General features: G+C 47.8%; 16 protein-coding genes. 7 read left to right on the top strand and 9 right to left on the bottom strand.

Features of this window, described 5'->3' with window-relative positions; genetic code table 11:
• Window positions 1-128 precede the first annotated feature (128 nt).
• Both O3C43_17625 and O3C43_17620 read right to left on the bottom strand, forming a co-directional pair.
• Complete coding sequence (locus O3C43_17625) at window positions 129-533, bottom strand: hypothetical protein (protein MDA1068312.1); 405 nt, start codon at window positions 531-533, stop codon at window positions 129-131.
• 103 nt (window positions 534-636) lie between these two features.
• Window positions 637-2,040, bottom strand: coding sequence for a sigma-54 dependent transcriptional regulator (locus tag O3C43_17620; protein ID MDA1068311.1), 1,404 nt, complete (start codon window positions 2,038-2,040; stop codon window positions 637-639).
• Between the two features lie 125 nt (window positions 2,041-2,165).
• Here O3C43_17620 and O3C43_17615 point away from each other — a divergent pair, with 125 nt between their 5' ends.
• The 4 genes from O3C43_17615 to O3C43_17600 all read left to right on the top strand — a co-directional run bounded on the left by O3C43_17615 (window position 2,166) and on the right by O3C43_17600 (window position 4,827).
• On the top strand, window positions 2,166-3,593 hold the full coding sequence (locus O3C43_17615) for a hypothetical protein (protein MDA1068310.1): 1,428 nt from the start codon (window positions 2,166-2,168) through the stop codon (window positions 3,591-3,593).
• A gap of 81 nt (window positions 3,594-3,674) precedes the next feature.
• A complete protein-coding gene (locus O3C43_17610) occupies window positions 3,675-3,995 on the top strand; it encodes an endonuclease/exonuclease/phosphatase family protein (GenBank protein MDA1068309.1) in 321 nt (106 codons plus the stop codon).
• Window positions 3,923-4,492, top strand: a complete 570-nt coding sequence (locus O3C43_17605; GenBank protein MDA1068308.1) for an endonuclease/exonuclease/phosphatase family protein — start codon at window positions 3,923-3,925, stop codon at window positions 4,490-4,492. Before O3C43_17610 ends, O3C43_17605 begins: the two co-directional genes overlap by 73 nt.
• A 137-nt stretch (window positions 4,493-4,629) precedes the next feature.
• On the top strand, window positions 4,630-4,827 hold the full coding sequence (locus O3C43_17600) for a hypothetical protein (GenBank protein ID MDA1068307.1): 198 nt from the start codon (window positions 4,630-4,632) through the stop codon (window positions 4,825-4,827).
• On the opposite strand, the gene O3C43_17595 is transcribed toward O3C43_17600, so the two are convergent.
• The 5 genes from O3C43_17595 to O3C43_17575 all read right to left on the bottom strand — a co-directional run bounded on the left by O3C43_17595 (window position 4,824) and on the right by O3C43_17575 (window position 11,066).
• Window positions 4,824-6,383, bottom strand: coding sequence for a phospholipase D-like domain-containing protein (locus O3C43_17595; protein MDA1068306.1), 1,560 nt, complete (start codon window positions 6,381-6,383; stop codon window positions 4,824-4,826). The two genes, O3C43_17600 and O3C43_17595, sit on opposite strands and share 4 nt — an antisense overlap.
• Window positions 6,384-6,447: 64 nt before the next feature.
• Entirely contained in the window at window positions 6,448-7,716 is a 1,269-nt protein-coding gene (locus O3C43_17590) for an ABC transporter permease (GenBank protein MDA1068305.1), read from the bottom strand.
• Window positions 7,709-8,968, bottom strand: a complete 1,260-nt coding sequence (locus O3C43_17585; GenBank protein MDA1068304.1) for an ABC transporter permease — start codon at window positions 8,966-8,968, stop codon at window positions 7,709-7,711. The genes O3C43_17590 and O3C43_17585 overlap by 8 nt, the downstream gene beginning before the upstream one ends.
• The gene (locus tag O3C43_17580; GenBank protein MDA1068303.1) at window positions 8,965-9,702 is read right to left on the bottom strand and encodes an ABC transporter ATP-binding protein; all 738 of its coding nucleotides are present in this window, start codon (window positions 9,700-9,702) and stop codon (window positions 8,965-8,967) included. The genes O3C43_17585 and O3C43_17580 overlap by 4 nt, the downstream gene beginning before the upstream one ends.
• Before the next feature lie 20 nt (window positions 9,703-9,722).
• Window positions 9,723-11,066 carry an efflux RND transporter periplasmic adaptor subunit gene (locus O3C43_17575; GenBank protein ID MDA1068302.1) on the bottom strand — a complete coding sequence of 448 codons (1,344 nt, stop codon included), beginning with the start codon at window positions 11,064-11,066 and terminating at the stop codon, window positions 9,723-9,725.
• A gap of 240 nt (window positions 11,067-11,306) precedes the next feature.
• Here O3C43_17575 and uvrA point away from each other — a divergent pair, with 240 nt between their 5' ends.
• The 3 genes from uvrA to O3C43_17560 all read left to right on the top strand — a co-directional run bounded on the left by uvrA (window position 11,307) and on the right by O3C43_17560 (window position 17,653).
• Complete coding sequence (gene uvrA / locus O3C43_17570; GenBank protein ID MDA1068301.1) at window positions 11,307-16,907, top strand: excinuclease ABC subunit UvrA; 5,601 nt, start codon at window positions 11,307-11,309, stop codon at window positions 16,905-16,907.
• Between the two features lie 66 nt (window positions 16,908-16,973).
• A complete protein-coding gene (locus O3C43_17565; protein ID MDA1068300.1) occupies window positions 16,974-17,222 on the top strand; it encodes a ribbon-helix-helix domain-containing protein in 249 nt (82 codons plus the stop codon).
• On the top strand, window positions 17,219-17,653 hold the full coding sequence (locus O3C43_17560; protein MDA1068299.1) for a type II toxin-antitoxin system VapC family toxin: 435 nt from the start codon (window positions 17,219-17,221) through the stop codon (window positions 17,651-17,653). Before O3C43_17565 ends, O3C43_17560 begins: the two co-directional genes overlap by 4 nt.
• 173 nt (window positions 17,654-17,826) lie before the next feature.
• Here O3C43_17560 and O3C43_17555 read toward each other — a convergent pair whose 3' ends face one another.
• The gene (locus O3C43_17555) at window positions 17,827-18,438 is read right to left on the bottom strand and encodes a 3'-5' exonuclease (GenBank protein ID MDA1068298.1); all 612 of its coding nucleotides are present in this window, start codon (window positions 18,436-18,438) and stop codon (window positions 17,827-17,829) included.
• A gap of 200 nt (window positions 18,439-18,638) precedes the next feature.
• Window positions 18,639-20,414, bottom strand: a complete 1,776-nt coding sequence (locus O3C43_17550; GenBank protein MDA1068297.1) for an SLC13 family permease — start codon at window positions 20,412-20,414, stop codon at window positions 18,639-18,641.
• Window positions 20,415-20,997: the final 583 nt, after the last annotated feature.

Raw genomic sequence — 20,997 nt, 5'->3', positions numbered from 1 at the left:
AGAATACTCGAAGGCCTTCATTATGGGGAAAATTTCCCATACATTCTTAAACTCAAAATCTTCGATTTGGGGAATAATTCCCAGCATTAATCTACGGAAAAAAACTTGAGTGCCTTAGAGAACTATTCTCACGGTCCGGTATCTTTCACCAGCTTTTCGTCCCTGAAGTCTTTGCTAACCTGTCTTAAGTTTTTACGAAACTCAATTTGAGTAGCCCGATGATCAATCAGTAGTTGGCGTATTTGTTCACGTTTCAGCATTTTTTGACTTTCAGGAGCTTCTTGAAGAGCCCTTTTCATCGCATCAAGTCTGCTTCGAAACGTTTCTCGGGATGCATTGAACTCAGCGGCAAACACTTTGACCTGATCGTTGTCCCTTACGAGCGAAGGGACAGACGGACCACTCGGTCTAGTTGGGCGATCACCAGGAACTCCAATCGGATTTCGGATACCTCCTTCGGGAGAGGTCTGGGCAAACGCAGAGCCCGAAATGATCCCGAGTCCTAAAACAATTTTTAAAAGGAGTTTGTTCATCTTCATTAATTTAGGGGATTTAAACGGATCCACGAGAATAAGGGACAATTGAGCTGGCAACCTATTCCATGCAACAATCCTAGTCAAGTCACCAGAAACAGGGCTATTCCTGAGATTTTTTTCCTGACAGTCGGTAACGAATATAATCCCGGTTCACACCCAACAAACGAGCCGCCGCGGAAACATTCCGATGGGTCTGCCTAAGCGCATGTTCGATAATTTCAATCACCGCCTCCTCTATGTTAAAACCATTCTCCGGAAACTGAAAGGCTACGTTGAACCACTGATCAGAATCCATACCAGTTATAACCACTGAATCCGGGTTACCTGCCAGCATCACCAGATCGAGAGAATCGCTTTCCTCAAAAATCAGAGACCGTTCCAGTTCGTGTGAAAGTTCCCTAACATTACCAGGCCACTCATGAGCTAATAAGCGTTGAATTCCAACGGGTGAAAGGTGTTTGCCCTTCACTTTGTACCGAGCCGACAAGCGCTCAATCAGATGTGCTGCAATTTGAGGTAGATCCTTTTTCCGTTGTTTTAGCGGGGGAAGCTGAATTCTTAATAAATCCAGGCGATGATATAAGTCTTCACGAAATTGTTTCTCAGCAACCAGCTCCTTAAGATTATCACCAGCAGCAGCAATAAGTCGGATATTTATTTTAATAGTCTTATTGCCACCAACTCGTCGAATCTCCTGATCTTCAATCGCCTTGAGTACTTTTGCCTGCAACGGCAAAGAAAGACTGGGGAGTTCATCAAGAAACAAAGTTCCACCATCCGCTGCCTCAAAAAGCCCAATTCGCGCCGTTTTCGCATCGGTAAAAGCGCCACGCTCATGCCCAAAAAGTTCAGACTCAGCAAGAGACTCGGGCAAGGCGGAGCAATTAACATCGACCAGCTCATTTTTAGATCTAGGTCCATTCGAGTGAAGCCATCTAGCCAAGGAAGTTTTACCTGTCCCCGTTTGACCTATCAATAATACAGGGGGTAGCGCATTGCCGAGTCGCCGGTCAGTTTCAATGATCTTATCAAGAGATTGTCTGATACCCGCCAACGATTCGCCAAAGAATAAACCTGAGTCTTGCGACTCCTTTTCTTTCCGAAATATTTCGATGCGATCTTGTTTTTGCTGCTTGCGACTGCGCAACATCACCAGAGGTAACTCATCAAGCTCAAAGGGCTTGGTCAAAAAGTCTACTGCTCCCAAACGCATGGCTTCGACCGCAGTTTCGATACCGCCTTCAGCCGTCATGACCAATACGCGGGTGGTACTGGCATAAACACCTTCACGAAGTAGCTCCAGTCCGTTTCCATCGGGCAAGTGAATATCCGACAAAACAATATCAAATGAAAAATCACTCACCTGGTTCCTCGCTTCATTGATAGTAAAAACCTGGGTCACTTCAGCACCACGTGACTCGAGATAAGCACCTATCCGCCGACAAAGCAGCTTGTCATCGTCCAGGACAAGAATAGTAATACCGTTCAGCGGGGAGTCATCCATATAAGAACTATGCAAGCTTGATTAACATCATTCCAATCATAAATGTGTAACTAGTGAATATCCACGCACGTTATTGCAAACGGACACACAGTTCACGAGGTTTCAATCAACTAACAAGTATTTTTATGGCCGCCCAAAAACGTAATCTATCCTTACTGCTCTTTATCTGGCCAGGAACGTTGGTTCTGGCATTTTTCTTTGGCAGACTAACTCTTTCGAATGATCCAGCAGCCAGCTATCAAGCTGCATTGGAAATTCAAAAGGAAAAGAGCAATGCCAAATCCCAACCCGTCGGTAAGATAGACACCAAGTCGCTCGACGAGGTGGAAATGATAAGGGAAGGCGTAATAGATCCTATCCTCCAAATTCGTAACGCATTAACGCAAAACGACCCCTTAAAACAAATGGCTTTGTTGACAGAAGCTTTTTCAAAACTGACCAAGGACAATATACAGGAGGGAATAGCTCTGCTGGACTCGTTACCTGATGGGCGATTCAAACAACAAATGGAAACCTTGCTCTACAGCACTTGGGGAAAATTGGATGGACCTGCAGCGATGGAATACGTCCTGAGTCAGGCCGAAGAAGACACGGGAGGAGGACGCGGACGCGGAGGCCCCGTAAGCCGAGGCGGACCAGGAGGACCTGGAGGATTTGGCGGGGATAGAGAATTTGGCGGGGATAGAGGAGGAATCAGTTCATTTCGAAATTCTGCTGCAGTCATGTCAGGATGGGCAGAAGTCGACCCAAAAAATGCGGTCGCCTACGCTGCCGAAAATGGAAGCACTGAAGGCGGTCGGAATACGCTCATGCTCTCTGCGATGCAGGGTTGGGCTAACAACGATATTGAAGGTGCCATCAATTATGCGATAAATGAAGTTCCGCAAACCGCGGATCAAGATCGTGGAGGACGCGGCGGCCAAGGCGGTGGCGGTGGAGGAGGTATGGAAAACTTTCTAATTAACCGGTATGTCAACGAGGATCCACAAGCGGCTTCACAATGGGCGCTTTCTCAAACGGACCCGGAAGTTCGCAAAGATGCAATTGGCACCATAGCAAGATCCATGGCGGCAGACAGTCCGGAAGCAGCTGCTTTATGGGCGCAGGCTATTTCTGATCCGGAGGCACAAGCCGAGGCACTCAGAGGGACAGCTTCCGGCTGGGCGAGAGAAGATCCTGCCGCTGCATTGAATTGGGCACTAAACATAGAGGATTCGAGCGTATCAAGTCAGGCAACCAGATCGGCTCTCAGTACCTGGGCCCGGGAGGATCCTGTCAGTGCAGGTGACTACGTGTATAATATGGATCCTGGTGCGACAAAAGATTCAGCTGCAGCAACTTTGACCCAAAACCTGGTAAGGCAGGATCCGGAAATGGCCCTATTATGGGCAGAGTCTATTACCGACCCGGAATTACAGACACGAACCTTGGCTCCTATTACCGATGGTTGGATGAAAAGAAATCCGGAGGAAGCCACCAATTGGATCCAATCATCGACATTACCCGAAGCAACCAAACAAGCCCTCCTTGCACCAAAGGCTCCCAGACCCTAGCCAGAGGCGGTAAATAACAGCAAAGTTTTTAATATTTGGATTTTAAAAAGGTAAGTTTATCCATACGGTTGAATTTGGCCAATGCCGTCATCCGAACTGAAATTACTTACCCTCAACATTGCGCATGGAAGAGGTCCGATTCTTCACCAAGGTCTGGTGAAGCAGAAAACCATCCTCAAATGGATGGGGAAAATTGCGGATCTCCTAATTGATCAGCAACCCGACATTGTCGCTCTTCAGGAGATTGACGAAGACTCACAATGGAATGGAAATTGGACCTTCTTGAGTTTCTCCGACGTGAGGGCGGGTATGAAAATGCAGCCTACGGAATGCACAATCGCCACGACGGGAAGTACAGACTCAATTACGGCAACGCCTTCCTCTCAAAATATCCAATTATAGCTGAGGAATTAGTCGTATTCGACCAAAAGAAAATTGGCTCAAAAGGATTCCTTTACTGCCGGTGTGAGACTCCGTTTGGATCATTGGATTTCATAAACCTACACTTGGACTTCAAATCCAAAAAATCGCGTCTTGTTCAATGCCATGAGATTAAGAAATTTGTCCTGAATAAAGAATTGGAATATGGTGTTGAGAATCCTCTTGAACCATTTGTCATGGGAGACTTTAACGCAAAAATCTCCAATCAACAAGATGCGGCGAAGTTTTTACTCGAAGAAATATCTGCTCACACGAGCTACAGATCCTATCCTGTAAAAGCCAATACTTTCCCCTCTTACTTACCTAGAAAGGCAATTGATTATATTTTCGTACCCGAAGCGTTTCATGTACATCACAGCGAGGTTGTTCGAAGAAATGTTTCGGACCATAGAGCGGTACTGGTAGAGTTGACCTCAAAGATTCCGCAACAAAAACAAGAGTTTTACCCAAAGCCTTGAGAGAAAGACTTAGGGCTTGATGATCCCAAACACTACCCACGATTTAAGGTAAACTTAGGTGGATTATTTTTGCACTCTGCACAGGTCGAAGTAGATTTGCTAAATCTCATCACCTAATACCCATATCATCCTATCTCATGAAACGGAAAACTGCCCTCGGATTAGCTGCGTTTACAACTGTGGCAGCAGGTTTAGGCCTGGCCATTGGCTACAATCCTGAGGCCTTCCGTTCATATGGAACTTACCTTTTGGGATTGGTTTTAGCTTTGGCCGTTTTCCTTGCGATATCCCGAGGACGAGAAATTCGTAGGCAGCACCCGCGACACTTTAATTAGAAGGTACACAATCCAGTCCACTCTTGGACGCGGTAGAGGAGGCTCTTAAATTTAGCGCTCCACCCAGTTTCTTCCCAAGCAGCTAAATCAAGCGTGTAGGACAAGCCTGGAGGGTTCTTCCATAAAGTTTCAAAGTAAGTTCTGAAACGATCCATAGAAACCAGGGAACCCTCCACCCACACATTGGCCTCGAGGTTTAAATCGCCGATATTTCGACGAGTCCAATTCGCTGAACCCAAGCATAGCTGATTCTTTCCCGTGCGTGGATTGGATATGGCCACAGCTTTATTATGAAACTGCTCTCCATGCGTATCTGCCCAGACAATGCTTATATTGTGCTCTACAGCTAATTCTCGAAACTCCCCGGCAACAATCCGATTGGGGATACCATTTTTTTCACGACCAAAGGCATCCCTATTAGCATCAAGGACCATGCGAATCTTAGCACCATTTTTTGCAGCTTGTTTGATCGCCGCAATCACCTCCCTATCTGATAAATAGAATAAGGTAATCATGATTTCATCCCCGTTTGAAGCTCCATGAAAGAGCTCAATTAAACTATCACGAATAGCGCCCTCGGTTATCCACTTTACACGGACTGCACCTCCGCCTCCGGGCGCTGAAGCAGGTAGTTCACTTGCCAGTACCTTGATGTGATCGATCTCTTCGGGCAGCAACTTTTCAGGAAATGCCGCTTCGTGAGACCAGGTGATGAGCTTCAATTCGGAGTCAAGGGCCTCCAAGCCGGGAGAACCACGGACACGGATACCCATATTTGAATGAGCCGAACTGCCATCAGCAGGATTAAGACTACTCACCAATAAATCGACTCCATCTTTTTGAGACGCGGTGATAGCAACCTTACGATGATTTGCTTTGAAAAACAAAAGGTGCCCGAGTTGCTTCAGGGAGATCTTGGGGCCATCAACTATAAGCGGATTCGTCACCCATGGTTTATTTACCAGGGAAGTTTCTTTATTCGGATTAGGAGTAAAGCGCGAATAAAAGCGGGCGTTCGTCCCATAAATCCAATTGGAGTCTGGCAGATCCCACAAATGCGTGAAAACAACCCTTACACCTGCATCTTCCAGTTCTTTAAAAAACGCTGGAGCCATGTTGCCATAGATACGATTGATTGGATCGGTCAGTAGAAGGATGGGAAGATCAGGATGCGCCCGTTTCTTTTTTATCAAAGTCGAAGCAAGCTCGGTTGAAAGTTTCCGATGATCTTCAATGATCGTCCCCTGAAAATGATTCCATAGGAAAAAATCTAACACAATAAATTGATCGGCCCGGGCTATCATATCGAGTAGCTCATCAAAAATTTCTTGTTTGATCACTCGTTGCTTTCGCGCCGAATCCCAGGCAGTCGAGTCGATCAACAATTCCACATCGGAATCCAAAACAGACATCCATTCGCTTTCGCAATGAGCACCATCTGGCAACAGCGGTTGATCTATCATAACAAAGGGCAGTATCAATGGACTTAACGCCAATAAAAGAAAAAATATATCAAAAATCCGAAGTGACCTTCGAAGTTTTTCTTCCTTTGCCATAAGGTTCAAATCGTTAGTGGCCCAAAACAAAAGGTCCACCTAAAAAGCGGTTCATCTATATCAGTTACTCAAACCGCAATGCATCGATGGGATGCAATTTCGCGGCCTTGTAAGCGGGGTACATGCCAAACACTATTCCGATTACAGAACAGGTGGCAATGGCAACCCCAGTCCAGAACCAGGGGAAAATCACCGCGGAATTCGAAAGCTTGGCTATTATGTTGCCGCCAATCACACCCAAGACAATACCCACAACGCCTCCAACTTCGCAGAGGAAGATGGCCTCCAAAAGAAACTGTTTAAGTATATCCTTTTTACGAGCGCCAATCGATTTTCGGACACCAATTTCCCTCGTTCGTTCGGTAACACTGACAAGCATAATATTCATCACTCCAACGCCGGCTACTGCCAAGGCCACCGCGCTTATTATAAGTCCCCCTTTACCGATCATTGAGGCGATTTTATCAAACATCTCCTTGATGGCATCATTCGAGGTAACATCAAAATTATTGGGATCCTCGGGCTCCAGACCGCGAACTACCCGTAACTGACCAATCGCTTGATCTTGGGCTTCACCCATAAGTTCGATGCTAGGAGCTTTTACCGCGAGGTTCATTGTGGTGTTATCGTGGGCCCGAATTGAAAGAAAGCGTGTGATGGGAATCATTACCATTTGATCGGGATTGCTTCCAAAACTCTGACCCTTTTCTTTTAAAACACCTACTACCGTGTATTTCGTTCCCCGTTGCACAATTAATTTACCTAAGGGATTTTCATCCGGGAAAAGCGCTCCAGCCACTGCAGACCCGATAAGGGTCACAGTACGACTAAACTCTACATCTTCGGACGTCAGGTTTCGCCCAAACTCAACATCCATGGGAAAACATTCCAGGTAATTCTCATTGGTACCGATGACACGCAAGTTTCGGGCTGTTTTCCGATCTTTGTATCGAGCTAATTCGCCTCCACCTCCCAAATAAATGCACACAATAGAATCAGACTCAGATTCTAATAGTATTTTGAATCGCCGGGCCTGCCGATAATCAATTCTGGGACGATCTCGGTAGTTCCACCATCCATCATTTATTTTAACCGCAGGGTATTTGCTAATCTGAAAAACGCCCCCGGCAAACACTTCCAAATTCTTATCGATAGATGAACGCATCGCAGAAAGAGCGGTCATAACCCCCACTACAGAAAAGACACCAATTGCAATTCCCAGTATAGTAAGCGAGGAACGCAGCTTGTTTGATTTCAGCGATGCAAGCCCCATGCTCACGATCTCCATGGGGCGTATTCGCCTACTTCGGTCGAAACGGAGACGATCACTCATGGCGCAAGGCGGTTGCAGGATCGAGGCGAGAAGCTGAAAATGCCGGAATGATTCCTGAAAGAACACCGACCAAGGTGGAAGCAATCATCCCGGCGATTACTAACTCGATCGAAAACACAAAAGGGAAATTTGGAAATATTTTGTCGACTACAGATTTCAGGCCATAAGCTACAAGGAGACCAATGCCACCTCCCACCAGACAGACCGAAATCGCCTCAGTCAAAAACTGAATCAAGATGGAAGAGCGCCTTGCTCCCAATGCCCGGCGGGTACCTATTTCCCGGGTACGTTCTTTCACGCTAACAAAAGTGATATTCATTATCCCGATGGCACCCACGAAAAGAGAGAGGCCGGTAATTCCAAATCCGGCAATGGCCAAAGTAGCCTTTACAGAATCAAACGCATCCTCAACCGAATCGGTACTGTTGATTGCAAAGTTATCCTCTTCCTCAGCAACCTGTCCGTGAATTCGCCGCATGGCCCCCATCAATTCAAAGCGAGCCTCTTCCTTATCAGCACCTGGAGCAATTTTAACCCGAATAATTGTGTGCATGTACCAGTTGTAATGCTTCCGCAGCCATTTCAATGGTACCAGGGCATAATTATCAAAACTCCCGAGGCCAAAAAAAGATCCCATTCGACCGAACACTCCGACCACTTCCACTTCTCTACCCTTCAAGCGGACAGTCTGGCCTACGGCCGATTGATCCGGGAACAAAGCATTCGCAACGTCATAACCCAATATCACAACTCCTCGTCCTGACGTAGATTCAACTTGGCTGAAAAATCGACCTTCCTCAATCGGAGCTTTGTTGATGAATTCAAAATTTTCATCGGTCCCTCGCGTTTCAACATTAGAAATCGATCTGTTCTTTGTTTTTAAATCTCCTTGCGGCCACCAGTATACATCAGGAGCAGCACGGAAAAGCAGGGAATCTTCCGTTTCGGCAATAATTTCATTCAATTTATCGGATTCGTTATCGCGAATATAGGGACGATTTTTTAAATACATCCAGGCATCTCCCGACTCATCCCATTTATGCCTTCCCACAAAAAGAACGTCCGAACCAATAATTTCCAGACTGTCGTTCACTCCTTTATCGATGCCATTCATGGCAGTTCCCATCAACGTAACGGCAAGAACCCCAATGATGACCCCAAGCATGGTCAAAAAAGCTCGCGTCCGGTGAGCATTCAACTGCTCGCCCGCAATTCGAACGCTTTCCACGGACTCGCTGATAAATCGTCTCATCCTTTGAGAGGATTCACCTCATCTGTTTCTATTTTCCCATCCATTAGCCGAATAAAACGATGCGCATGACTAGCAATATTCTCCTCATGCGTTACCAAAATAATAGTGTTTCCCTGCCGATGAAGCTCATCGAGCAACTCCATTATTTCAGCACCCGTTTTTGAATCGAGATTACCAGTTGGCTCATCAGCCAAAATAATTGAAGGGCCATTCACCAGAGCCCGAGCTATTGCCACACGCTGGCGCTGACCTCCGGAAAGCTCATTCGGTTTATGGGTCACACGATCGGCCAGCCCCACTTTTCTACAGGCGTCGAGCGCCATTTCTTCGCGTTCCCATTTGGGTATACCTGCATAGATGAGCGGTAGCTCCACATTACGTAAGGTTGTCGCGCGTGCCAATAGGTTGAAACTCTGGAAAACAAATCCGATCTTCTGATTCCGGATGAAAGCCAACTCGTTGTCATCCATTTCGGCGACATCCTCTCCTTCAAAGAAGTATTGACCTGAAGTAGGCGTATCCAGACACCCCAGCATATTCATTAAAGTGGATTTACCGCTGCCCGATGGACCCATGATCGCAACATAATCGTTCCGGTAGATTTTGAGATTTACGCCATCAAGAGCCTTCACGATGTTTGCCTTTCCCAAATCGTAAAACTTCTCAACCCGACCAATGTCGATGATGGGGTCGCCGATTCCTATATAAGGCTGATTCATGCTTTCGATTTCCATTACGAAACGCTCAATGAGGTTCAGCCCTTTTCAGCTTCAGGTTTTTTCTTATTTTCCGCTTTCTTCTCAGAAATGGCAATCTCGTGCTTCAACTGCCGGGTGATGGCTCTATAACTGCCGGACACAACCTGTTCACCAGGTTCGATTCCTTCCTCGATCACAATATAAGCATTGTCTGCTATACCCGTTTTCACCTCGCGCATAACAACTTTAGCGTCCTTCACTACAAAGACTATGCGCTGTAAATCTTCTTTGGAATCCTTTCCCTTTTTATCCTCGTTCGCGATCAAATATTTGTCGACGTCATCAACCTCTTTCCCATCTGACTTCTTATCGTCCACTTCTTCGGCATCCGGATTGAGTGCTTTTCTAACTTCGTCTTTCTTTCGAACGGTAACCGATTGCATGGGTACCGAAACGGCATCTTCAACCGTTTCTGTTTCAATGTCTGCCGTAGCTGTCATCCCGGGTCGTAACTTTGGACTTGGGGCTGTCAGTTTAATCCTTACCTCAAAGGTGGTTAGCTGATCATTATTCTGACGAACATTGGCGGCTGAGCTTGATATTTCGGTAACATAGCCATCGAATTTAACATCGGACATAGCATCCACCTCAACAGTGGCTTTGTCATTCACCTTCACATGAATGATGTCTGTCTCGCTCACCTCAATCCGTACTTCCATATTCGTCAGGTCAGCCACCCGCATAATTTCTGTTCCAGCAAAAGAACCGGTCCCAACAACCCGTTCTCCTAGCTCCGAATCCAGTTTGCTTATCGTTCCATCCATAGGCGCAAAGGTAACTGTTTTGGACAATTCTTCTTCCGCTTCTTCCAAAACAGACATGGCTCGCTCGATCTCCAACAACGAGGACTGCTCCTGCATTTTGCGAATCTCCACTAAGGTTTTCCCGTCTTCCAATTCCTTTTCACTGATAAAGCCTTTGGCAAACAATTCCTCCACGCGGCCCAAATCCTGTTCTGCCTGCAATCGCTGGGCTTTGGCTTCCAAAGAACGGGCCTTGGCTGTGTTGATGGTTACTTTTCGCTGACGCACTTGAGTCTCAGCACGGTCTGGATCCACCCGTACCAGCAGGTCTCCCTTCTTCACGAGTTGCCCTTCAACTACCGGAAGGTCGATTATTTCTCCTGGGACTTCTGAGGAAATTTTTATCTCAACTTCAGGGAAAATACGGCCGGTAGCAGAAACAATGCTGGTTATCGTACGTCGTTCGGCCTTTTCGGTCGTCACTTCAATAACTTCCTCTTTTTTGCGCGTGGCTAAAAGCACTACGGTCGCTATTGCCATTAAGAATAGAACAGAAAAAACGATCAGCTTTTTCTTGGATTTTTTTCGAGGACTCACAGAAGGATTAATGATTTTGAGGTTAGGAAGTGGGTATAGGTAGATGGTGACTCAACAATTTACAACCGAGTTTCATGGAAAGGGAAATATTCTCAAAGCACTAAAATAATAGCTTAATAACGCGACTTAGCCGCACTACTTAACAAGTGGACACCCAAAACATTCAGAGAGTCGCAAAAAAATTCCAGAAGGAGTTGCACCGAACCAACGAGCTTTGCAGTTTTCCCCTTCCAATTTAATATGTCAGCTCAGCAGGAATACATTCACCTACGCGGAATCCGCCAAAACAATCTAAAAGGATTTGATCTGGATCTTCCTCTGGGGAAGTTGGTGGTTGTGACCGGGCTGAGTGGCGCGGGGAAATCCTCGCTCGTTTTCGAAACACTCCATGCAGAAGGTCAACGGCGCTACGTCGAAACATTTTCACCTTATACCCGCCAATTCCTGGAGCTACTCGACCGCCCGAAATTGGATTCAGTAGAAAATATAAGACCTTCAATCGCCATACAGCAGAGCAACACGGTTAAAACGACCCGCTCTACCGTTGGAACCATGACTGAACTAACCGATTTCTTCAAAGTTTGGTTCAGCCACGTAGCCAAATTGTACGATCCAGATACGGGCGAACTGGTGGAGGATGACAATCCGGAATCTATTTGGAAAAAGGTCCACGCCAATTCCAGGGACAAAACACTGCTGCTTGCTTTTCGCATTGACCGTCCGAAACAACTCCAATGGGAAGAAATTCTGGGACCTTTGAAATCGCAGGGGTACACCCGTGTATTAGTGAAAGGCAAAGTGGTCCGCCTGGAGGAATTGCAGATCTCGCAACTGAACAAAGCAGAATTGTTCATCATCCAGGATCGCTTGAAAATTTCCGGAAAGAGTCACAACCGTTTCCTGGAATCGGTTCAAGTTGCCCTGCACTACGGCCGGGGCGAAGTGGTATTTTTTGACGAAGGAGGCAAAGAGTCCGGGCATTACTCAATCGGTCTGCATTCGCCGAAGTCCGGCAAGCGGTATAAACCAGCCACACCCTCGTTGTTTTCCTTCAATTCTCCGATTGGTGCATGCCCCGAGTGCCGAGGCTTTGGTCGCATTGTGCAGGTAGATTACCGGCTCGCGATCCCAAATCGCAAATTGAGTATCGACGATGGCGCTATCAAAGCCTGGCTAGGGGCTGTTTACGGAGAAAGTCTGAAGGACCTGAAAATATCCTGCCGGAAGAAAAAGATACCGACGAACATTCCTTTCGAGGATATGCCGGAGGAGCATCAGAAATTTGTAATTCAGGGAGATCCCAAATTCGGGAAACCTGGCTACAAATGGCCCAAAGCATGGTACGGGCTAAAAGGATTTTTCGATTGGCTGGAAAACAACACCTATAAAATGCATGTGCGGGTGTTCCTCTCTCGCTTCCGCACCTACACGGAGTGCCCAACTTGCAACGGCACGCGACTCCAACCCGAGTCACTTTGCTGGAAATGGCGTGGGATGCAGCTGCCGGATCTCTATGAGATGCCGGTTCAAGATCTCCTTCGTCTCGTAAAAGATCATTTTGTACCGACCGGCGACCATCGTGTTGATTTGGCATACGAATCCATTCTGACCCGTCTCACGTACCTCGACCAGGTTGGATTGGGTTACCTCACTCTCAACCGTCCTTCCAAAACCTTATCGGGTGGCGAAGTTGAAAGAGTAAACCTCACCTCCTGTCTGGGAACTTCCTTAGTCGACACCTTGTTTGTGTTAGACGAACCATCCATTGGTCTTCATTCGCGCGATATTGATCGGCTTATCCGGATTCTCCGGCGACTCACAGACATGGGAAATACAGTGGTGGTAGTCGAACACGACGAATCGATTATTCGGGCCGCAGATCATGTGTTGGAAATTGGACCACAACCTGGTAACCTTGGCGGGAACCTGGTTTTCCAAGGGTCATTAAAAGACTTATTAACCGATGAAGCGTCTATCACGGGCCAATACCTTTCAAACCGTAAAACCATCTCCTCTCCTGACAAACGCCGACACGTCAAAACAAACGGAACCAAGAAATCGCCGGCCACTCCTTTCCTTTCTTTCAAGAACGTATCCAAGCACAATATCCGAAAACAAGATTTCAAGATTCCACTTGAAAGACTGGTCTGTTTAACCGGCGTCAGTGGCTCAGGGAAATCCACACTCCTGGACAATGTCATTCACCAAGCCTTTAAACAGGAGCGTGGATTGGTCGTGGAAGACCCGGCCGAGGTAGCTCAGATCGAATGCCCCATTTCTTTTGCCGACGTCGTTCTGGTCGACCAGGGGCCTGTCACCAAGACACCGCGCTCCAATCCTATTTTGTATGTAAGTGCCTGGGACGATATAAGAACACTTTTCGCCAAAACGGATGAAGCACAATCCCAGGGCTTCACGACGTCTTTCTTTTCCTTCAACGCTGGCGATGGGCGTTGTGATAACTGCACGGGTCTTGGCTACGAACAAGTGGAGATGCAATTCCTGTCAGACGTTTTCGTCACTTGCCCGATTTGCGAAGGCGAACGTTTCAAGCCGGAGATATTGGAGATTCAGTGGAGCGGTAAATCCATTGCCCAGGTCCTCCACCTGACGATTACCGAGGCTTTGGATTTCTTTAAGGATCAACCCAGGATCAAGCACAAACTCAAGTCCCTCGACGCGGTTGGACTTGGTTACCTAAAACTGGGCCAACCGCTCAACACCTTATCGGGCGGAGAATCTCAACGATTGAAATTGGTCAAGTATCTATCCCAGGTGGGCGAGACCGATAAATATTCGCTTCTGCTACTGGATGAGCCAACGACGGGTCTACACAAACACGACGTCAATCGCCTGATACAGGTGCTCCATCAACTGGTCGACGAAGGTCACAGTGTGGTCGTTATTGAACATAACCTCGATCTCATCAAATGCGCCGACTGGATCATCGAACTGGGACCCGAAGCAGGCAAAGCTGGAGGCAAGGTCATTGCAACAGGAACGCCGGAACAGCTGGCAAAGAAAAAAGTCCCTTCCCAGCCATTCCTGATTGCCGAGTTAAATCGAGGAAACAACAAATCGGAACAAACCCGCTCACAACTGCTTGCAGCCGAACCTTCGGGGAAATACCAAGCCAACCGCAGTTCCTCGACCCTCGTCTCTGAACCCTCCACAAAGGTTCTTCGAGTCCTGGGCGCACGCCAACATAATCTAAAAAACATTTCCGTCGATATTCCCCACAATGAAATAACCGTTGTCACCGGGGTTTCTGGATCGGGAAAATCCAGCCTGGCTTTCGATATTGTTTTCGCCGAAGGACAACGACGTTTTCTTGAATCGATGTCCGCATACGCCCGCCAATTTGTCGAACAACTGCCCCGTCCGGACATTGATGACCTGCGAGGAATCGCACCCACAGTGGCCATCGAACAACGCGTGACCCGTGGCAGTCGTAAATCGACCGTGGCAACCATCACCGAAGTCGCTCAATACCTACGTTTGTTGTATGCACGCCTGGGCATTCAACATTCACCGGACTCAGGTCTTCCGGTGATTTCCATGAGCCCATCCGCTTTAGTAAAGCATCTTCAATCTCAGCTCGCTTTACCTAAACTCAAAAAACAAAACCACATTTATCTGGCGTCCCCACTAATTCGAGGACGCAAAGGGCACCACGAACCTGTCGCAACTTGGGTAGCCAAACAAGGTTATGAATTCATGCGCATCGATGGTGCTCTCATCGACGTTTCAAAATTCAAAAAACTATCCCGTTACAACGAACACGATATTGAAGTAGTGATCGCTGATTTAGGTAGGGCTCGATCGCCGTGCGAACCGTTGAATACATCCCATTTAAACCAACTCCTCAAACGCGCCCTTCGCCTCGGTAAAGGCGCGGCCATGCTTGTGGACAGCTCAGGCAACATTTTTTCCTGGCTCTCCACTGAACGGGTCGACCCAAGCACAGGAGGAGCTTACCCGGAACTCGATCCCAAGCACTTTTCCTGGAACAGCTCCAAAGGCTGGTGTCCAGAGTGTCGTGGAAACGGTAACAATTGGCTGGAAAACGAGGACGAAGACGTTGACCGTAAGTGGTTCCTTGAACCCTGCGGCATCTGCCATGGAGAACGACTCAATCTTCTTTCCCGCAGTGTGTACTTATATTTCAAAGACGGATCAGAGCTTACACTTCCTGGACTGCTCAACTTACCTCCGGCTGGACTTTTAAATCGTTTGCACAATCTGAAGCTCGACCGCAAAGGTAAGGCCGTCGTCACCGACATTCTGCCGCAAATTGAAGAGCGATTAAAGTTCATGGGGCAAGTGGGTCTCGACTATCTTGGCATGGATCGACCCACTTCGACGCTCTCTGGTGGCGAAGCGCAACGCATCCGCCTTTCAGCACAGTTAGGGTCAAATCTCTCAGGCGTACTGTATGTTTTGGACGAACCGTCCATTGGTCTACACGCCAAGGACAACATGCGATTGATCGAGTCTCTCAAAGACCTGAAGGACCGCGGCAATACTTTACTCATAGTCGAGCATGACGACGAGACCATGGAGCACGCCGACCGTATCATTGATATCGGTCCCGGTGCCGGTGTCCACGGCGGAGAGATTATTGCAAATGGACCTTTGGAAGAGATTCTTAAAAACGAGAATTCTATAACTGGCCGCTATCTAAAACACGGTATCCCCCACCCGATTCGCGGAAGTTACCGTCAACTTCCACCGCGCTACCATGCCCGGAATAAATCAGCTCAGGATTGGCTCGTCCTGGGAAGGCCGGGACTACGCAACCTGAAGGGTGATGACTTACACATTCCCATGGGCAAACTCACCATGGTGGGCGGGATTTCTGGTGCAGGAAAATCAACGCTTATTCGCGACCTCTTGCATCCGATCGTTGAGTACGCGCGGATACACAAGAAATCCAAAGTAGAAGAGAAAGAGTTTTCCCAAGCGGTGCCTCTTCCCAACACCCACGCTGGTAAACCGTTTACCCGCTTGCTGAATGGCGATCGTTTTCGCGCCGTCATAGAGGTTGACCAAAAACCGATTGGAAAAACGCCACGCTCCACTCCCTCAACCTACATGGGAGCCATGGACATTATCCGTCGCTTTTTTGCAAACCTGCCAGAAGCGAAAATGCGCGGGATGACTGCCAGTACCTTTTCTTTTAATACAGCCGGAGGACGGTGTGAAACCTGTAAAGGCTCAGGACAGATCAAGCTCGAGATGAACTTCCTGCCCGATGCCTATATGACTTGCGAAGACTGTCATGGAACACGCTACGGTCCCGAACTGGATGATCTTCGCTGGAAAGAGAAGTCTATTGCCGACGTCCTGAACATGACCTTCGAAGAAGCAGCAGCGTTTTTTAAAACGCACTCGTTACTCGCGGACATGCTCGAACTCATGGTGCAAACAGGGCTCGGTTACCTGACTCTCGGCCAAAGCAGTCCCACCCTGTCAGGCGGTGAAGCCCAACGTCTCAAACTCGTCAGTGAGCTCGCCAAAGGCCTCCCCAGCTTCCGCGATAAAAGCCGCGCCATTAATTTCCAGAATCTCTACATCCTGGAAGAGCCCACCATCGGGCTTCATATGAGCGACTGTGAAAAATTGATCCATCTGCTCCACCAACTCGTCGACCAAGGCCACACGGTCATCGTCATCGAACACAACCTCGACCTGCTCGCCGAAGCTGACTTCCTGATAGAGGTTGGCCCTGAAGGCGGAGAGAAAGGCGGACATATTCTTTACCAAGGCCCCGTCAAAGGACTAAGCAAAATCAAGAAAAGTCCAACCTGGCCGTTTCTGAAAAAGAAACTTAAACGCTAATTCCCATGGGAATTCTTCACACAATCCCAACTTGACGGGATGCCGCATAGTAATATTGTAATACTTATGAGAACTACAATATTACTCGATGATGAACTCGCCGAAAATCTTAGGAAAGCCGCTCGCATTCGCGGTTTGAGTTTCAGCGCATTCATAGCCGAAGCGGGACGCGCGGCACTGAAGGCTTCAACCTCAAATAAAGAGGAACCATTCGAGTTGATTGTAGCTGGTGGCGGTGGGCCAAAACCTGGCATTGATCTGGATAAAACGAGTCAGTTGCTGGCTGCTGAAGATGAGGAACGCTACGGATCATGAAGCTCTGCGACGTGAACGTGCTGATCTATTCCCATCGTCAAGATGCCAGTCCCGAACACGAGTCTTACGCGGAGTGGCTAACAAATCTCGCACGCGGTCAGGAAGCGTTCGGTCTCTCCGAAGCTGTCTTGAGTGGATTTATTCGAATCGTTACTAATCCTCGAGTATTTAACGCTCCCACTCCAATAAACCTGGCACTCGACTTTTGCGAAAATCTCAGAACACGGCCCCAAGCATGTTTGCTAAGACCTGGCGACCGGAACTGGACCATTTTCGATTCTCTGTGCAGAAACATTCCGGCAAAAGGTAAATTGGTGGCTGACGCCTGGCATGCGGCACTGGCTATAGAATACGATTGTGAATGGATTACCACAGACAGTGATTTCGCACGATTTCCGGGATTAAAATGGAGGCATCCGCTCAACAATTAGTTTTCTGCCAATAGAAAAGGTCGCGTACATACAAAGGTGATAAAAAACCTTACCATGTTCCCTTCGTTCTCCCACCAATCAGCGACCCTCTCACCTTTTTAAACATTCCAGAATGAGTGCCTATATCTTAAGATAGAGAAATCAACACGAATGGTTCGATACTCGCATCTGCTTCACCAGGTTTTTAAAACTTTATCGACCGACTTCTTGGAAGTCTTCACTAAGCGTTGGATGAGTGAAAACGGAATGTCGTGCAGAACATAACGCTCACAAATATCATTCAGCATCGCCAGCCATAATTTGGCCGTCATTTCAGAATCGTAAAGGGCTCGGTGAAATTGTCCATCGGAGGATATGTTCATGGCCTCCACAAGAGAACCCAGCTTGTGGTTCGGCGCATTCTGAAAAATCCTTCGGGAAAGAAGCATCGAGCATGCAAATTCCCCGGAGTAGGTTCTCGATATTTTACCCAGCTCAGCATCCAGAAAACGTTTATCAAACCCAGCGTTGTGCGCGACCAAGTTATCATCCTCAATAAAGTCAGCAAATCTGTGCATCACCTCCCCGCAGGGAGCCGCGTCTCTCAGCATCTCGTTGGTGATTCCCGTAAAGCCCTCAATAAATCCACTAATGCGAAAACCGGGATTCATTAACTCCTGAAAGCGTTCCACAACTACACCTTCCTTTATCCGCACCGCGCCAATTTCGATCGCACAATCTCCCCAATCCGGTGAAAGGCCGGTCGTTTCAAAATCCAAAACAACAACGGTGTTAGCAGAATGCATTTTTATTCTTTAAAAGATTAGCCGAATCGGGTTTTGCGGGAAAAAGAATCATGAATTAAAATCACACGAACAGACTTTCGCTTTGCAATAACAAGATCAAGACGACGGACTTTTCCCCAGCGCATTTTGAGCAGGGCGATGATTGATCTCTATCTATTCTACGTGGAAGTGTTCAATAATCTGAAGATCCCTCAACCGAATCAAAGTGGCCAGACAATCAGGATGACCGGTATGCTGACCGCAATGACCAATATTTCTAAGGGCAACCCCATGCGCCAATAATCACCAAACTTATAGCCGCCAGGTCCCATGATGATGGTGTTGTTCTTGTGACCTATTGGCGTAAGAAACGCACAAGACGCTGCCACGGCGACCGCCATAAGAAAAGAATCGGGATTGGCGTTAAGACCTTGGGCGATGCCGATGCCGATGGGCGCTGCTATCAATGCAGTAGCCACGTTGTTGAGAACGTCGGAAAGGGTCATCGTGACGATCATCAGTAGAGTGAGTACGGCTACGACCGGTAATCCTGAAGTCAAATTGAGTAAGCCTTCGGCGATAATCGCAGTGCCGCCGCTCGTCTCCAAAGCCGCACCGATAGGAATCATTGAGCCAAGCAACACAATAACAGACCACTCTACCGAACCATAGACCTGATTGAGAGGAACAATCTTAAGCAGAACATACACGATGACCACGGCAGCAAGTGCAAGCGGTAAGTATACCCAACCAAAACTGGCAGAAATAATAGCGGCGGCGAAAACACCCACTGCCGTCCAGGCTTTGCTTCGTTGCTTTACTTCAAGCCCACGTTCCGCGATGGGCAAACAACCAAGCCATTCCGCAACATCGGGTAACTGATCTTCTTGCCCAAGCAGTAGCAAGATATCGCCGACCTGAATGCGCTCTTTGCGAATGCGTTCCCGGATGCGGGTGCCTCCACGCGAAATACCCAATAGAGTAACGCCCTGGCGATGGAGAAGTCGCAAATCCACCGCCGACCGTCCTCCGATACGTGCACCATCCGGCACCACTACTTCCATGAGGACTAGTGCTTCAGCGGTGATGCCATTGAACTTCTCAGATTTTACAAATTCCAAACCTGCCGCACCAACAAATTGATCAATCGCTTCAGGTCCTCCCTCAATCACAATCAGGTCGCCTTTGCAAATAGCGTGGTCGCGGGCCAGCCCTGGCACCCGCTTTCCGCGATGCACAAGTCCGACGGTGTTAACATCGTATTCGACAGCCAAATCGTCCAGGTCTCTAAGCGACTTCCCAATTGTTTTAGAGGTCTCAGGCACCTTGGCTTCAGCCAAGTACCCCTTCAGATCCAAAAGATCCTTTCCAGTATCGTGCTTACCACGTTCAACCGGAATCAGACGCCATCCGATAAGAGTCACGAACAAGATACCTGCAATCGCGACAACGATACCCACAGGTGCAAAATCAAACATCCCGTATGGCTCGCCGAGTGCGTCCTCGCGAAAGATAGCAATAACGATATTAGTGGGCGTGCCAATGAGTGTCACCATGCCACCGAGAATGGATGCAAAGGAAAGTGGCATGAGCGTGATCGCCGGACTCCTCTTTGCTCGGCGTGCTGCCTGAATATCGATAGGCATCAGCAGGGCTAACGCAGCGACGTTATTCATAATACTCGAAAGCGCAGCAGAGATGCTCGCCATAATTCCGATATGCGCTTGTTGACCGCGCGATCCCTTAATCACTTTTTGAGCAAGTAATTCGATGGCACCAGAGCGTGATAAACCACGGCTGACAATTAACACCAACGCCACAATAACAACAGCGGGATGCCCGAATCCAGAAAACACCTCCTCCTTAGGCACGACCCCGGCAGCAAGCGCGATCAAAAGTGCAGAGAAGGCAACCAGATCATAACGAAAACGCCCCCACATGAGGAACGCAAAGATCAGAATAACCAGGATAAATAGTATGACCTGATCGCTTGTCATCTGTGAAGAAATCGCATGGGGGTTGGCAGGAATACAACAGCCGGGAGATGGTCTCGTGAAAAGTTTTCCAAGTTTTAAAATGTGCTGACTCCACACTGACGACGCAAGCCTAAGTCAGGCCAAGGCAGGAGGATCATTGGTCAAGTAGAACAAACGAAACTGGAAATCAAAGAGCCAAACGGTGGCATCTTATTCAATTACCTTCGTCGATAATCAATTTCAACAACCCGCGAAACCGTTCCTTCATTTGTTACCGATGTCCTCGGATCATAACAACCTGACGTCTTTTGCCTGACATGGTCCTCACCGGGCGTGGAAAACGTCCTAACCATCCGAACTGCGCTGCACGGTATGCGTTTTGATTACTCCTGAGATCACAGAAACGCGGCATGAACCATCTAAGGAAAAAATGGTCCGGCACCCTTGACGGCACCCTTGACATACAGAGGGATCTTCATCTATCTAGAGGGTCCCAGATTTCTATGTAAATAATTGTTTCCTCTGTATTCTCCAAACCTACTGATCAATCTTTAGGATAGACTACACTCCTGTTATATGCCACAGTGTATGAATGATAAAAATA

It is taken from the genome of Verrucomicrobiota bacterium (assembly GCA_027622555.1).
Taxonomy (GTDB): Bacteria; Verrucomicrobiota; Verrucomicrobiia; order Opitutales; family UBA2995; genus UBA2995.
The sequence above is the reverse complement of the archived record's forward strand: the minus strand, read 5'-3'. Positions and strand labels throughout refer to the sequence as shown.

Excerpts from the sequence above, each read along its gene's own strand:
- O3C43_17590 (MDA1068305.1), bottom strand. The coding sequence starts at position 7,716 with ATGAGTGATCGTCTCCGTTTCGACCGAAGTAGGCGAATACGCCCCATG.
- O3C43_17555 (MDA1068298.1), bottom strand. The coding sequence starts at position 18,438 with ATGCATTCTGCTAACACCGTTGTTGTTTTGGATTTTGAAACGACCGGC.
- O3C43_17605 (MDA1068308.1), top strand. The coding sequence starts at position 3,923 with ATGCACAATCGCCACGACGGGAAGTACAGACTCAATTACGGCAACGCC.
- O3C43_17595 (MDA1068306.1), bottom strand. The coding sequence starts at position 6,383 with ATGGCAAAGGAAGAAAAACTTCGAAGGTCACTTCGGATTTTTGATATA.
- O3C43_17615 (MDA1068310.1), top strand. The coding sequence starts at position 2,166 with ATGGCCGCCCAAAAACGTAATCTATCCTTACTGCTCTTTATCTGGCCA.
- O3C43_17565 (MDA1068300.1), top strand. The coding sequence starts at position 16,974 with ATGAGAACTACAATATTACTCGATGATGAACTCGCCGAAAATCTTAGG.
- uvrA (MDA1068301.1), top strand. The coding sequence starts at position 11,307 with ATGTCAGCTCAGCAGGAATACATTCACCTACGCGGAATCCGCCAAAAC.
- O3C43_17585 (MDA1068304.1), bottom strand. The coding sequence starts at position 8,968 with ATGAGACGATTTATCAGCGAGTCCGTGGAAAGCGTTCGAATTGCGGGC.
- O3C43_17610 (MDA1068309.1), top strand. The coding sequence starts at position 3,675 with ATGCCGTCATCCGAACTGAAATTACTTACCCTCAACATTGCGCATGGA.
- O3C43_17620 (MDA1068311.1), bottom strand. The coding sequence starts at position 2,040 with ATGGATGACTCCCCGCTGAACGGTATTACTATTCTTGTCCTGGACGAT.
- O3C43_17625 (MDA1068312.1), bottom strand. The coding sequence starts at position 533 with ATGAACAAACTCCTTTTAAAAATTGTTTTAGGACTCGGGATCATTTCG.
- O3C43_17600 (MDA1068307.1), top strand. The coding sequence starts at position 4,630 with ATGAAACGGAAAACTGCCCTCGGATTAGCTGCGTTTACAACTGTGGCA.
- O3C43_17550 (MDA1068297.1), bottom strand. The coding sequence starts at position 20,414 with ATGACAAGCGATCAGGTCATACTATTTATCCTGGTTATTCTGATCTTT.
- O3C43_17560 (MDA1068299.1), top strand. The coding sequence starts at position 17,219 with ATGAAGCTCTGCGACGTGAACGTGCTGATCTATTCCCATCGTCAAGAT.
- O3C43_17580 (MDA1068303.1), bottom strand. The coding sequence starts at position 9,702 with ATGGAAATCGAAAGCATGAATCAGCCTTATATAGGAATCGGCGACCCC.